Source organism: Burkholderia sp. AU28863 (assembly GCF_002223195.1).
In the GTDB taxonomy this organism is placed as follows: domain Bacteria; phylum Pseudomonadota; class Gammaproteobacteria; order Burkholderiales; family Burkholderiaceae; genus Burkholderia; species Burkholderia sola.
Window position 1 is genome coordinate 802,336 of sequence record NZ_NKFE01000008.1, and the last position, 13,033, is coordinate 815,368.

General features: G+C 62.3%; 9 protein-coding genes and 1 pseudogene. 2 read left to right on the forward strand and 8 right to left on the reverse strand.

Going from position 1 to position 13,033, the window contains the following annotated elements; genetic code table 11:
* The first annotated feature begins 43 nt into the window (after positions 1 to 43).
* Positions 44 to 2,275 carry a hypothetical protein gene (locus CFB81_RS35915; RefSeq protein WP_143328662.1) on the forward strand — a complete coding sequence of 744 codons (2,232 nt, stop codon included), beginning with the start codon at positions 44 to 46 and terminating at the stop codon, positions 2,273 to 2,275.
* 451 nt (positions 2,276 to 2,726) lie between these two features.
* Here CFB81_RS35915 and CFB81_RS33455 read toward each other — a convergent pair whose 3' ends face one another.
* On the reverse strand, positions 2,727 to 3,119 hold the full coding sequence (locus CFB81_RS33455; RefSeq protein WP_256976415.1) for a hypothetical protein: 393 nt from the start codon (positions 3,117 to 3,119) through the stop codon (positions 2,727 to 2,729).
* 578 nt (positions 3,120 to 3,697) lie between these two features.
* Positions 3,698 to 4,822 carry a sensor histidine kinase gene (locus CFB81_RS33465; RefSeq protein WP_069619892.1) on the reverse strand — a complete coding sequence of 375 codons (1,125 nt, stop codon included), beginning with the start codon at positions 4,820 to 4,822 and terminating at the stop codon, positions 3,698 to 3,700.
* Between the two features lie 283 nt (positions 4,823 to 5,105).
* Between CFB81_RS33465 and CFB81_RS33470 the strand changes: the two genes are divergently transcribed.
* Positions 5,106 to 6,212, forward strand: a complete 1,107-nt coding sequence (locus tag CFB81_RS33470) for an alpha/beta fold hydrolase (protein WP_089437994.1) — start codon at positions 5,106 to 5,108, stop codon at positions 6,210 to 6,212.
* A gap of 33 nt (positions 6,213 to 6,245) precedes the next feature.
* Here the strand turns inward: CFB81_RS33470 and CFB81_RS33475 are convergent, their stop codons facing one another.
* The 6 genes and pseudogenes from CFB81_RS33475 to CFB81_RS33500 form a co-directional block, all read right to left on the reverse strand.
* Entirely contained in the window at positions 6,246 to 8,015 is a 1,770-nt protein-coding gene (locus CFB81_RS33475) for a histidine kinase (RefSeq protein WP_069620112.1), read from the reverse strand.
* An 83-nt stretch (positions 8,016 to 8,098) separates the two neighbouring features.
* Entirely contained in the window at positions 8,099 to 9,511 is a 1,413-nt protein-coding gene (locus CFB81_RS33480) for an HD domain-containing phosphohydrolase (RefSeq protein WP_089437995.1), read from the reverse strand.
* 76 nt (positions 9,512 to 9,587) lie between these two features.
* Positions 9,588 to 10,087 (reverse strand): annotated as a pseudogene (locus CFB81_RS33485) (GNAT family N-acetyltransferase).
* A gap of 386 nt (positions 10,088 to 10,473) precedes the next feature.
* The gene (locus CFB81_RS33490; RefSeq protein ID WP_089437996.1) at positions 10,474 to 10,878 is read right to left on the reverse strand and encodes a hypothetical protein; all 405 of its coding nucleotides are present in this window, start codon (positions 10,876 to 10,878) and stop codon (positions 10,474 to 10,476) included.
* A gap of 169 nt (positions 10,879 to 11,047) precedes the next feature.
* Complete coding sequence (locus CFB81_RS33495) at positions 11,048 to 12,286, reverse strand: dicarboxylate/amino acid:cation symporter (protein ID WP_069619888.1); 1,239 nt, start codon at positions 12,284 to 12,286, stop codon at positions 11,048 to 11,050.
* Entirely contained in the window at positions 12,270 to 12,932 is a 663-nt protein-coding gene (locus CFB81_RS33500; RefSeq protein WP_069619887.1) for a GntR family transcriptional regulator, read from the reverse strand. Before CFB81_RS33500 ends, CFB81_RS33495 begins: the two co-directional genes overlap by 17 nt.
* Between the last annotated feature and the right edge of the window lie 101 nt (positions 12,933 to 13,033).

Sequence of the window (13,033 nt, forward strand, 5' to 3'; positions counted from 1 at the left end):
ATAACTGACCTATGCGGTAACATCGGATCCCAGTTCGTGGAACATGTTGGAGTTCGTTTTGGGCAGAGACTATCGGCTACATACGGTTGGATGGAAGGCATTTCAGGACCTGTGCCTTGCCGTGGCGCAAGAATGCCTGAAGCGTCCCGTGCAGCGTTTCCTACCGTCTCACGATGGCGGTCGCGACGGTGCGTTCGTAGGTGTATGGAGTGACGGCAACGATGCCGGGTCCTCGACGATTCAGTGCAAGTTTACGTCACTGCCCAGTAGCAACTTGACGTTGTCACAACTTGCGGACGAACTGGCAAAGATTCCCGCGCTCGCCGCACAGGGTCTGGTTGAGGACTATATTCTCATGACCAACCATCCGGTATCGGGGGTTGCCGCAGCGGCGATTGAGCATGCTTTTGTTGCCGCCGGTGCCAAGCGTTGTCGAGTACTGGGCTCTGATTGGTTGGTCAGCCAAATTGATGAATCGGCGCGCTTACGCATGCTTGTTCCACGCCTCTACGGTATTGGCGACCTGAGCAATATCCTCGACGAGCGGGCCTACGAGCAGGCTCAGATGATTCTGAGCTCCATGGGGGATGACATCCGGAAACTCGTGGTAACGGACGCTCATCGCAAGAGTGTAGCTGCAATTAACGAATATGGATTCGTTCTTCTTTTAGGTTCTCCTGCAGCCGGGAAGTCTACTATCGGGGCAAGCTTGGCCGTCGGAGCCGCAGACATTTGGGGCTGTCTGACAGTTAAGCCAACCTCTCCGATTGAATTGCGTGATCGCATCAATCCACACGAAAAACAGTTCTTCTGGATAGACGATGCATGGGGCTCCACACAATACCAAAAATCTGGAACCGACTCCTGGAATCAAGTGCTTCCGCACATCGCTGCCGCAATAAAAAATGGCAGCAAGTTCCTTTTTACGTCTCGTACATACATTTGGACGGCAGCGCAGCGCGACTTGAAGACAAGTGCGTTACCGCTCCTGACAAAGAGTAACGTCACCATTCAAGTTGAAAAACTAACACCGGACGAAAAGGCGCAAATTCTGTACAACCACCTGAAACTGGGAGACCAGGAAAAGACCTTCAGGGCCGAGGTTAAACCGTTCTTACCAGATGCCGTGGCTAGCGAACATTTTCTGCCTGAGTCCGCACGGCGTCTCGGTAGCAAGCTTTTGACGGGAAACCTCCAGAAAACAAAGGCCGGTCTCGTGAACTTTTTTGCAAAACCATCGGACTTTCTCCTCGAAACCATTCGGACACTCACTGCGGAGAGTCTGGCAGCGCTGGCGCTTCTGTTTGTCAGTGCAGGCAGAGTTCCGTCACCAATTGCTGACGGTGCGGAAACGGATTTGGCCGTGAAGGCGTTTGGCGTGACATTAGCGTCGCTCCGGGCTGCCGTTATCGAACTGGACGAGACACTTTTGCTTCATGCGCAGGACCAGACTGGTCCGTACTGGCGGTTCAAGCATCCAACCATCTCTGAGGCGTTTGCTCGGTATGTCGCCGAAAATCCGGAGCTTGTGGAACTGTATCTTCGCGGAGCTAAGACAAGCTGGCTCATGAATGAAGTGGTCTGCCCCGGTGTGACGCTGCCAGGTTCGCTCGTTGTTGTTCCGCCGATGTTTTACGACCTGTTGGGAGAAAGGATGGTCAAATGCACCCAATCCGAGCTATACGCCTTTCTTACAACAAGGGCGAATGCGGAATTCGCCGCACGGATGCTCGCGATTCGCCCCGACCTGCTCGAAAAGGACGTGAGTTTTTACTGGCGCGTTTCCGAAGACGCTGATGGTGATTTCTTGGCGAAGATGCACGAGTTCGGGCTGCTTCCAAACCACAAGCGCCAAGCGTTTGTGGATGAACTTGTGGCTTCAGTGCTCGAACGCGCGGACGGAAGCGTTGTGCAAAACGATTACCTTCTGAACGTCCTCACCGACGACGAAAGAGAGATACTTTTGGCTGCTGTCGAAAATAAAGTGCTCAATCAGCTTGCCAAACATGTCGACAGAGTTCGGGAGGAATGGCAGAGCCACAATGATCCAGAATCTCATTTCGAGGAACTTAAAGATGATGTGCTGACTTTTGTCCGTCGAGTCGCGCCAGCGCGAGAAAAGGAGGTGACTTGGGAACTCAAGCAACTTGTCGACTGGGCCGTCGAGGGTATGACTGAGAGTTATACATGCTCTCAAACGTCCGATGCCCCAATCAGCAAAAGTGCCACTTCAGATAGCCCTTCGGCAGCAATTTTTCGCGACATTGACGACTAACTCTGATGAAGCGGCAATTCGGCTCGCTCCACCACCCCAGTGGTCGGGGATATTGTAAAGCGCGCAACTGACCTAAACGCAGTCGGCGTAACGCCTAGGACCGCTGTGCCTTGGAAGCCGCGATTTATCTCTCGCGACCTCCGGGGCCGGACAGCGTCAAAAGTATGCATCTGCGGACGGCGGACCGAATAATTCCGGTTGCTCCGTGATGCGTGTCCCGCTAGCGACGCTTAGCCGAGGCGCATGGGCGAATGACGCCTTTGGCCGAAGAGGGAGTGTTCTTCATCGGCAATCCGGTGGCGGGTTACGGGGCGAAGCCGACACCTATATGTCCGACCGAGACGCATGTGAACGGCGGCTCCTGGCCGAACGCCGCCGGCCGCTGCCCTGTGACGCGCGACCGGCGCAGACCGATCCACTTCAGTCACTCGGTTTTACCCGAACCGGCCGATCAAGTATCCGTCCGACACGCTGTCCATTGGTATCTTTCGACTAGTCCCTCGGCAGCAGAAAGCGCCTTTTCGCGCCAAAATTCTTCGGCTGCTTCGATGCGAAGATCTTCGCGTTCGAGCGCATCAGTCGCCCAGTGCTCTCTGACATCGCCGACGGGAAGATCGTCGGTTTCCGATGCGATTGCACGGAACAACAGAAACTCCGGTTCGCCTTCGACCTTTGTCCAATAGGCCAATGGAAGCATGGCCCGCGCCGTTTCAATGACGCCAAGACGACCCTCAAGCAAGTCCAGCGCTCTCGCGCGAATCTTTCGACAATTCTGGAGCCAAAGCGCTTCATTTGTGATTCCAGCGGGAATCTGCATCTCTTCGTTCATCACTTGAGCCTTCATCGGCTGGAACCACATTGTCGACGATCGGAATGGTGACGTCGCACGACCGAATCTGGTCGGCTGTTGCCTGAAGTTGCCTACAGCGACCAACTCACAAGGACGCTGGACCGACGCGCATGCATCGATCACTTGCAGTTCAGATGGGCGACTTGGCACTCATACCAATCTTGCGGATAAGGAAGGATATCGCCGTCGAATTGGAATGCGTACTTTCCATAGCCGACGAATTCGTAATAAATACCCATCGCCTCCGCATGTGACGATGCCCCAAACGTCCATATCCACTCACTGCCCGGCTCATTGAGGGCACGGGCGGCATCTCCGGCTGGTCCGTGGGCGATGCATGCGGGTAGAGGTTGCCGAATCCCTCCGGGCAGAGCCAGACCTCATGCAGGTAACCCAGTGTGTTCTTCATCCAGTACGATCCCCAATATAACCGGTTCCGATAGATGCTCCATCGTCGGAGTGTCGACGATTCTGGCACCGAGTACCAGTGATCGATCCTGGCCGACAGCGGCCTCTCGCCACACCGCCGACCGCAAGCCCGGCGAATCATTCCCCTGCCCGCGCTCCCCGCCTCATATGCCTCTCGGCAACCGCACCGTAAAAACGGTTTCCGCCTGATCCGACCGCGCATCAATCCGGCCGCGATGCGCCTTGGCGATTTCGTTGGCGATAAACAACCCGAGCCCTAGACCGGCATCATCCCCCGTCCGACGCGAACGATCATCCTCCCCGCGCTCGAGCGGATCGAAAATACGGTCGAGCGTGCGCGGATCGATCGCCGGCCCGCTGTTGCCGACTTCGACGACCACTTCGGCGCCGGTCGTCGTCGCCACCACCCGCACCGGTGTATCGTGCGTGCCGTACTTGACGGCATTGCTCACCAGATTGCTCAGCAACTGCTGCATGCGCTGTTCGTCCCACTCACCCCGGAGGTCCCCACGTATATCGACGGTAATTTCGCGATCCGGATGACCCGCCCGCAGCTCGTCCACCACATTGACGAGCACGTGCGCGAGATCGATAGGGCGGGGAACGACGTTGATGCCCAGCCCGAGCTGGGTTCGATTGAAATCGCAGAGATCGTCGAGCAGGCCCTGCATGCGACCACCGCTTCTGATCAGCCGCGCGGCGGCCGCCGAAACTTCCTCACCCGCATGGAGCGCGGCAAGATACGACGCCGTGAGCTGGATCGTCTGCAGCGGCGTGCGCATGTCGTGGCTCAGCATGCCGAGAAACAAGTTACGAGCCTGTTCGACCTGTTCGGTAAAAAAAGCGACGGATTCCGCCAGCGCTTGATCGATCGCTTCGTTGAAGCGAATCATGTCGTCCATATCGATCGGGCCCGGCTGACACGCGTCGATCCACAGGCGCAGCACGCTGGCACGCAGCGCCCGATACTCGGCTGCCAGCTGGTTGATGTTGAAGCCCCGCCGGGCGCGCAGAACGGCATGCGTCTGGGCAGCCGTCTCGCGAGCGTCCGCCGGCTCGGGTGCGCGCCCCAGCGATTTTTCGTGTTGCGCTTCCCTCGTCTGCGGGGTCGCGATGTCCCTGGCGACGGCGGTCAGGATCTCGCGCGCGTGGTCGCGTAGCCCGTGCGAGGTCATGTTCCTCGCGGCCGGTAACAGCGTGGCGGCAAACGCTTCCCACTGCACCAGGATCGGTTCCATGTTCCGTACGATGAAATCGGAAAGACGCATGTCGCCCCTCACAACGGAATGAACGGTGGATCTTCTGTCGATCCGCACGATATCACGTGAATCACGGCGTTAGCCGAAGCGGGCTTCGATTCGCACGCCCGTCACGTCGGGCGGCCAGTATCGCCGATAATCGATTCGCGTCATTCCGGTTCCGAAGGGCGCCACCTTTCGACTGCCGCCACACCGGCAGCACGAACCTTGCTTCGCGCCCGTTCGACTTCCATCCGACGGTGGGATCGGCCGCCGCTTCCTGTCACGGCCGGCCGCCGGCACGAGATTGCACATGCCCAGGAAAAAATCCAGCCTCTGGTTGCGGCATCTTGAACTGTTTTCAGCGGCGGCCGGTGCACGTCCGAAGAAGCGCGCCGGCAAGCCGCGGCCGGCCGCAAAAAAAACCGCCGCCAAGCTCGCTCAACGGCCCGCCAAGCCGGCCGCCCCCGCGCGCGCCGCCAAACGGCAGGGCACCGCACGCGCCCTGTCGGCCCGGCCGCCCGGCACCTGGCTCCGGTCGTTTCATTCGTCCGGCCCGAGCGCAGGCCGGCTCGTGAACCATCTGGCGTACGCGCTGTATCTTCCCGCGGCGCCCGTGACGACAGCGGGCATGCCGGCCGTCGTCATGCTGCACGGCTGCAGGCAGACCGCCGAATCGTTCGCCGCGGGTACGCGCATCTGCCGTCTCGCGGAGCGGGCGGGGTTCGCCGTGCTGTTTCCCGAGCAGGCCAAAACCGCCCATGCGCACCGTTGCTGGCACTGGCATGGCGACGCGACCCAGTCCGAAGCCGCGTCCGTCGCGTCGCTGATCGACGCCATCGTCCGGCGCCACGGCTTCGATCGCGACCGGATCTACGTGGCCGGCATGTCCGCCGGCGCCGGGCTCGCAGCGGCGCTGGCGCTCCGCTATCCCGACCGCTTCGCGGCCGTCGGCCTGCACTCCGGGCCGGCCGTCGCGCCGCCGTCGTCGACGATGGCCGCGATGAACCTGATGCGCCGCGGCCTCCGCGACGATCCGATTCACGCGCTCGACGCATGCGTCGACGTCGCATCCTATCCCGGCATGCCGGCCTTCGTCATCCATGGCCGGCTCGATACGGTCGTGACCGACCGGAACGCGACGCAGCTCGGCATCGCGTTCGCGCGGCTCAACCGGCTCGTCGACGAACACGGAGCGATCCGCGTCGGCGAGCAACGCAGCTACGCGCAGGACGATGCGGACTACATCGACTATGTGAAGGGTGGACGGCTGGTCGTCAGGGTGTGCATTGTCCGCGGGCTGCCGCATGCATGGAGCGGCGGCGATCCGGGCGAACCATTTCATTCCGCGACGGGGCCGGACGCGACCGCGATGCTCTGGCATTTCTTTCGTCGTCAGTGCCGCAAGCGACCGGCGTGACGCGCGACGCTCGCGCTGGCCGCCATCGCGTCGTCATGCCCGCTGCTCCAGCGCCGCCGCGTTCGCGCGGTCGCCGGCACGCCGAACCGGCAACCGTATCCGGAAGGTCGTGCCGCGCCCCGGCTCGCTGGTCACGTCGATGGTGCCGCGATGACGCTCGACGATGCCGTGCGATACCGACAGCCCGAGCCCCGTGCCCTGCCCGACCGGTTTCGTCGTGAAGAACGGATCGAAGATCCGCCGGACGACGTCGGGCGTCATGCCGGCGCCGGTGTCGCTGATCGCGATCGATACCTGATCGCCGTCGCTCGACGTACGGATCGTGATCACGCCGCGCTCCGGAATCGCCTGCGCCGCGTTGACCAGCAAGTTCATGAAGACCTGGTTCAACTGCGATGGCAGGCATTCGACCTGCGGGACATCGCCGTAATCGCGCACGATGTCGGCCTTGTACTTGAGCTCGTTGTGGACGACGTTGAGCGTGCTCTCGAGGCCCGCATGCAGATCGACCACGCTCCATTCGTCGCTGGCCGGGCGCGAGAAATCGCGCAAATCCTGCACGATGCGCCGCACGCGCAGCGCGCCGTCGATCGATTCGTCGATCAGCATCGCGATCTCGTCGCGGACGTAGTCGAGATCCGCGGCACGGTGCACGGCCGCCAGCGCGTCGCGGGTGGCCGGATCGAGCTGCGGCAGCGTGGCCTCATGCGCCGCGACCACGTCGAGCAGGCTGCGCACCCACGTCTTCAACGTATTGAGGTTGGCGCTGACGAAGCCGATCGGATTGTTGATCTCGTGCGCGACGCCGGCCGCGAGCTGGCCGATCGACGCGAGCTTTTCCGACTGCAGCAATTGCTCGTGCGTTTCCTCGAGCGCATGCAGCAGGCGCCGCTGTTCGTCCTTCTCCTGTTCGAGCAGCGCGTGCGCGGCCTTGCGTTCGTCGATCTCGGTCGCCATGTTCTCGCGCGTGCGTTGCAGCATCTGCGTCGTCTGCTCGTAGCGATGCAATGCGCGTTCGAGCTCGCCGGTTCGCAACCGCACGAGCCGTTCGAGCGTGTCGGTCATCCCGCGCAGGAACGTTGTGCGCGCATCGAAACGGCACACCAGCAGCGTGACGACCAGCGTCGCCATCGTGAACAACGCGACCGTCGTCGCGAGCCACGGCGCGTCGACGCCGTTCGCGGCGCCGCACCGCGCATCCGGCGCGAAATGCGCGGCCGCCATCGCCGTGTAGTGCATGCCGGTAATCGCGATGCCCATGATGACGGCCGCGCCGATGCGTTGCGCAGTCGCGTAGCGTGCCTGCTGCATGCGCAGCGCCTGCGCGATCCACAGCGCGGCGGTCGACGCGATCACCGCGATGCCGATCGACGCGGCGAACAGCGCGGCATCGTAGCGAATGCCGGGCTGCATGTGCATCGCGGCCATCCCGGTGTAGTGCATGCCGGCGATTCCGCCGCCCATCAGCACACCGCCCGCGCACAGCCGCCGCCAGCCCAGCCGTGCGCGCGTGACGACATTCAGCGCGAAATACGATACGAGCACCGCGATCGCGAGCGAAGCGCCGGTTTCCCGCCATGCGTAGCCGAGCGGCACCGGCAACGAAAACGCGAGCATGCCGACGAAATGCATCGACCAGATGCCGGTGCCCATCGCCGCCGCGCCGCCGCCCAGCCATGCGCGCTTCAACTTCGGATTGTCGAGCAGCGAAATGAACGCGGCGAGGTCGAGCGTCGTATAGGAGGCCAGCGTCGCGATCGCGAGCGACAGCAGGACGAGCGGAAGGTTGTAGATGCCATGCATGATCGGACGCCCGGAACGGGTTGATTGCATCGCCGCGGTACGGGCAGTCGCGCGCACCGCGGCCATCGGGCCGACGTTCGACGTCAGGCCGGCGGCGCGCCTGCGTTGGGAGCGTGCGTCTGCCCCGCCGGACGGGCCAGCACGAGAATGTCGAACGGCGTGCCCTCCCGCGTTTCGAAGCGGCGCACGAGTTCGATCTGGTGCGCGGACATCACGCTGCCTTTCGTCATCAACAACACGCCGCGATGCGTGCGCAGATCGTCGGCAAGCTCCATCCCTTCGCGCAGTTGAGCCGACCGGATTTCGGCGACGGACGCCGCGATGCCGAGACTCTCCGGATCCCGCATCAACTCGACGAAGCGTGCGACCAGTTGCGGGTCGTAACGCACGCCTGCTTGCGAGTGCAACACGTCGATCGCCTGCTCGATCGAATGCGGCGCACCGATTTCGCCGTGGCGCAGCCCTTCGAAATCGCGCGCGATCGCGACGATCCGCGATCCGACCGGGATCGCGTCGCCGACCAGACCGTCGGGCGTGCCGCGACCGTTGAAGCGCTCGTACTGGTGCAGCACGATCGACGCGACCTTGTGCAACTGGGCGACCGGCGTCAGCACCATCTGCGCGCGCAGCGGATGCTCCTGGAACACGCGGTGCTCGTCCGTCGTCATCCGCGAGAGCGGCTTGCGCAGCAATTCGTCCGGCAGCGACAGCTTGCCGATGCCATGCAACAGCCCCGCGAAATAGACGTCCTGCGCATGCAGTTCGCTCATCCCGGCGGCAAGCGCGAGCCGGCGCGCGATCTCGCCGACCCGCATCGCATGCCCGCTCGCGGCCCCGCAGCGCAGCTCGATCATGCTTGCGCACACCTGAACCATCGCCGTGAAGCTGCTTTTCAGGTCGCTCTGCGCCGCTTCGAGGAACATCACCGTCTGGCCGAGCTCCTCCGTTCGCGCACGAACCTGCGTTTCGAGATCCGTATTGAAACGGCGCAGCGCTTCATTCTGCGCTTCCGTCAGCGCCGCCAGCCGGGCCGCTTCGCGGCGCAGACGGCGCTGCTCCAGCGCGTGCTCGATGGTCAGCAGCAGGTCGTGATCGTCCCACGGCTTGTTCAGGTAGCGATACACGCCGCCTTCGTTGACGGCCTGCATGACCGACGCGATCTCCGCATAGCCGGTCAGCAGAATGCGCATCGTGTCCGGGTACAGCTCCCGCGCGCGCGCCAGGAATTCCGCGCCGCTCATGTGCGGCATCCGCATGTCGGACACGATCAGGTCGATTTCCGTCGACGCCAAAATCTCGAGCGCGGCCTCGCCGCTGTCGGCGGTCACGATGTCGTAGCCGGTGGGCCGGAACACGCGCCTGAGCGCGGACAGCACGTTCGGTTCGTCGTCGACCAGCAGGATCGACGGTACGCGGGTTGCGTCGCCGGATGCCGCTGCGGTGTCGGACGTTTCGGGCGGCACGGCGTTCACGCCGTTTGTTGCAGATGTCGTCATAATCGGCCTCGGATCAATTATTTACGCCCTCTCTGCAACATCGGCCGGGGCCGCGTTTTCCGCATTGGTGGAAACGCTAATGCGCGCGTGTCGATTTCAACCGGAATGCATCACGCGAATGCTGCGTCGTTGCCGCGCCCGGTTCGCGCCGGGAGTAGATGTCCCGTTCCGCTTCGTCGGTTTGCACGAAGCCGTGCCGTTCGCAGAAGCGGTTCGAATCGCTGCCGCGCAATGCGCCGACGCGAACGGGCATTCGATGTTCGTCGGCGTCGGCCAGGATCTTGCGCAGCACGGCGGCGCCGATGCCCCTCCGCTGATGCGCGGGCACGATGTACAGGTGGTCGAGCAGCCGGTCATCCGCCATCGGACGAAGCGTGTAGAAGCGCGCACGCGAATGGTCGGCTTCGATGAAGCGGCATCGCGCCGCGCGAACGACGCGGGAAACCGGTCGCGCGCACGCTGCGGATCGAAACGGCCGATGCGCTCGAGACTGTCGCGGATCGCGGCGATGCGGATCGCGACGAGGGCACCGGCGTCGGCGCGCGTGACGGGGAAGAAGGCCGGGGCCGTCGTCACTGGCTGACGAGATGCGGGAGGAAGCAAGCGCTCGGCCCGGCCAGGCGCGCCGCCGGGCGTCGAGAACGCGTGATCTCGTCAGCGCGCCTCGATGCCTTGCGCTTACATGAACTGACTCCGGACATCTTCGCTCAACACGGACTTCGGCGGCACGCCTCTCCTCGATCGGCGAGCGCGAAGCAAGCGAGCCGACGCGATCGGCTCAACGAATAAAAAACGCTGGCCAGTAAGCTGGCCAGCAAAAGGTTCTGGCGATCCGAGGTTGAGTGTGCCAGAACCGCATACATTGAACGGCGTACGTGTACCAACGGACGGGGACGGCCAACGACCTGCCCCGAAAATCGGGACGCCCGGCTCGACCCCGCGCAACAATCTGTGATCGCAGTTCAGGCCGGGCTAACGGATGCTGCCAGGCGAGCGCTCACGCCCGCAAGCTCGAACGCCTCGCCGGGATTCGGCCCTTCCCATGTTGCGATCATCGCGTCGGTCGGCAGATAGTCGGGATCGGCCGACGCGACACCGGCCCACAGTCCTTGAGACACCTGTCTGCCATGGAGATAAAAGTGCAGCTCCCGGCCGGCGCGCTCGCAAGTACACCTGATTCTCCCCACCGATTGGCCCAGCCCTCTGATCTGTGCGACCTGGTTGCGATCCAGCTCGAACATGGCGCTCACCACCCCGTCGCAATCGACAATGCCGATCATGTTGCTGTCATCGGTGAATGTCCACGACGGATGCGGCGTGCCCAAACGCAGCATGAAAAAATCTGCGGATTCTGAACCAATCATCATGTTTCTCCTGCAACGATACGTCGTTCTACTCACTGTAACTTGATGAAGACGCTCGCTCATCCAATGCCCTCTCGTCGCGGTGCCTGGATGCTCGAGTGGACATACGCCAGCGCCTTGCAACAGGCGGGCGCAACATGGAAACGCGCACCGCCCGTCGCTTCCGGAGCCCCTACACGCTTGCCCGCCCCGTCACGGTTTCCGCGGCCGTACTCTCCGAACCGGAAAGCTTCACCGCCACGGCGGCGGCCGCCGTGCTTCCGTAGACGTTGAGGGCGGTTCTCCCCATGTCGAAAAAGGCGTCGACGCCCAGCAGCAGCAGCACCGCATCGGCCGGCAACCCGATCGACGTGAGAACGATGGTGATCGCGACGATCGCGCCGGACGGCACGTTGGCAGCTCCGTCGATGGTGACGATCGTCAAAATCAAGATCGTGATCACCAGCGGCCAGGACCAGACGAGGTGATAGGCGTCGGCCAGATACCCGACCGCGAGGGCCGTGTAGAGGACCGCGCCGTCGCGATTGAAAATATAGGCAAGCGGCAAGATCGTGGACGCCACGCCGTAGGGCACGCCCAGTTCAACCAGCTTCTTCAGATGCAACGGGTAGGTAATTTCGGACGAACGTGTCGTGAACCCCAGGATCAGCGGTTCCTTCACTTTTCTCAGCACGGCGAGCGGCGACTGACCGGCGACGCGAATGACGATGGTGAGCACCACCGCCAGAATCGCCATGCCGAGATAGGCCACGCCCAGCAGTTCGATGAGCGAGTGCGCGCCTGTAAAGCCCTTCGCTGACAACAGCTGCGCGATCGCGGCGAAGATCGCGAGCGGCGACCAGGCGATCACCCACTGGATCATCTTGAACAGCCCCGACAGCAGCGCCTCGAAAACGGCAATCGCAGGCTCGGCACGCTCCGGGGCGGCCGACAATGCGGCGCCGAAAATGACGCCGAAAACGAGCACCGGGAGCGAATTCCCCGCGGCAAGCGCAGCGACGATGTTGGCGGGGATCAAATCGACCAGGAATTTCGTCCAGTCGATGCTGGACGCGAGCGCCGCGGGCATCGATCCGGAGTGAGTCAGGCTCGCCCCGAGACCCGGTCGAAATGCAAAGTTGAGCAGCAGGCCGCACGAGGCAGCCAGGCCGGTCATAAGAACGAAGAAGCCGATACTGGACAGCGCGACCTTTCCGAGCCGCTCGCGCAGCCGGCCCGCGCGAAAGACCCCGACCGTGACCGACAGGAAGATCAGCGGCATGACGACCATCTTGATCGCGTGGCCGAACATCGTGCTGAGAAAGCCCAGCTTCGCGGCGAAGCCCGGTGCGAACACGCCGCAAGCGACGCCCAGCACAAGTCCGCCAAACATTTGCATCGGGAGGGAAAGCCCTTTATTTTTCGTGTTCATGCCGTGCCTTTAGCAGTTTTATCCGTGCCGGCGTGCCGTCAACGATGTGATTCCACATATGCTGACGCGCAAGCTCGCCGTCGTTCGCTTCGATTGCGTGAAAGATGTGCAGGTGCTCGATCGTGCCGCGCCGAACGGTTTCCGCGTCGCCACGCGGGAGTTCGTTCAGGGCCAAGGTCTGGGCCCGCAATAAACCATACGCCGACGAGATCCGGACGTTCCGTGCGGCAGCAAACAACTCTTGATGAAACACCCAACCGATACGTTGCTCGAGCATGATGTCCGCGACGTCCCGTTCGATCAGCTCCTGCATTTTTGCCGCGGCCTCGCGAAGGCCCGCCGTTACGCCCGACTTCGCTGCAAGAAACGCTGCGGTACTCTCGAGGGCCAGCCGCATTTCAAAAATTTCGCGAAGATCGCTGGTAGTCGGCGACGCGACATAGGTGCCGCTCTTTTCGACCACGACGACCAGCCCTTCGGATTCGAGCAAATGCAATGCGCTGCGCACCGGCATCTGGCCGAAACCCAGTTCGTCCGACAGGCCTCGGTGAGATACTTTCTGCCCAGGCGCAAGACGGCCGTCAAAGATCCTCGATCGGATCTCGTCGTAGGCCAGTTCTGCATCTGTCGATACTTTCAACGTCATCTGTGATCGCAGTTAGCGTATGATTCAAAAAAAGAAACAGGTAGGAAATTACCCTTACTCGCCATGCCCGGCAACTGCTAATTTTGCGAGTGGGTATGCCG

Coding starts and splice junctions, on each gene's coding strand:
- CFB81_RS33490 (WP_089437996.1), bottom strand. CDS start 10,878: ATGATGATTGGTTCAGAATCCGCAGATTTTTTCATGCTGCGTTTGGGC.
- CFB81_RS33480 (WP_089437995.1), bottom strand. CDS start 9,511: ATGACGACATCTGCAACAAACGGCGTGAACGCCGTGCCGCCCGAAACG.
- CFB81_RS33465 (WP_069619892.1), bottom strand. CDS start 4,822: ATGCGTCTTTCCGATTTCATCGTACGGAACATGGAACCGATCCTGGTG.
- CFB81_RS33500 (WP_069619887.1), bottom strand. CDS start 12,932: ATGACGTTGAAAGTATCGACAGATGCAGAACTGGCCTACGACGAGATC.
- CFB81_RS33455 (WP_256976415.1), bottom strand. CDS start 3,119: ATGAAGGCTCAAGTGATGAACGAAGAGATGCAGATTCCCGCTGGAATC.
- CFB81_RS33470 (WP_089437994.1), top strand. CDS start 5,106: ATGCCCAGGAAAAAATCCAGCCTCTGGTTGCGGCATCTTGAACTGTTT.
- CFB81_RS35915 (WP_143328662.1), top strand. CDS start 44: ATGTTGGAGTTCGTTTTGGGCAGAGACTATCGGCTACATACGGTTGGA.
- CFB81_RS33475 (WP_069620112.1), bottom strand. CDS start 8,015: ATGCATGGCATCTACAACCTTCCGCTCGTCCTGCTGTCGCTCGCGATC.
- CFB81_RS33495 (WP_069619888.1), bottom strand. CDS start 12,286: ATGAACACGAAAAATAAAGGGCTTTCCCTCCCGATGCAAATGTTTGGC.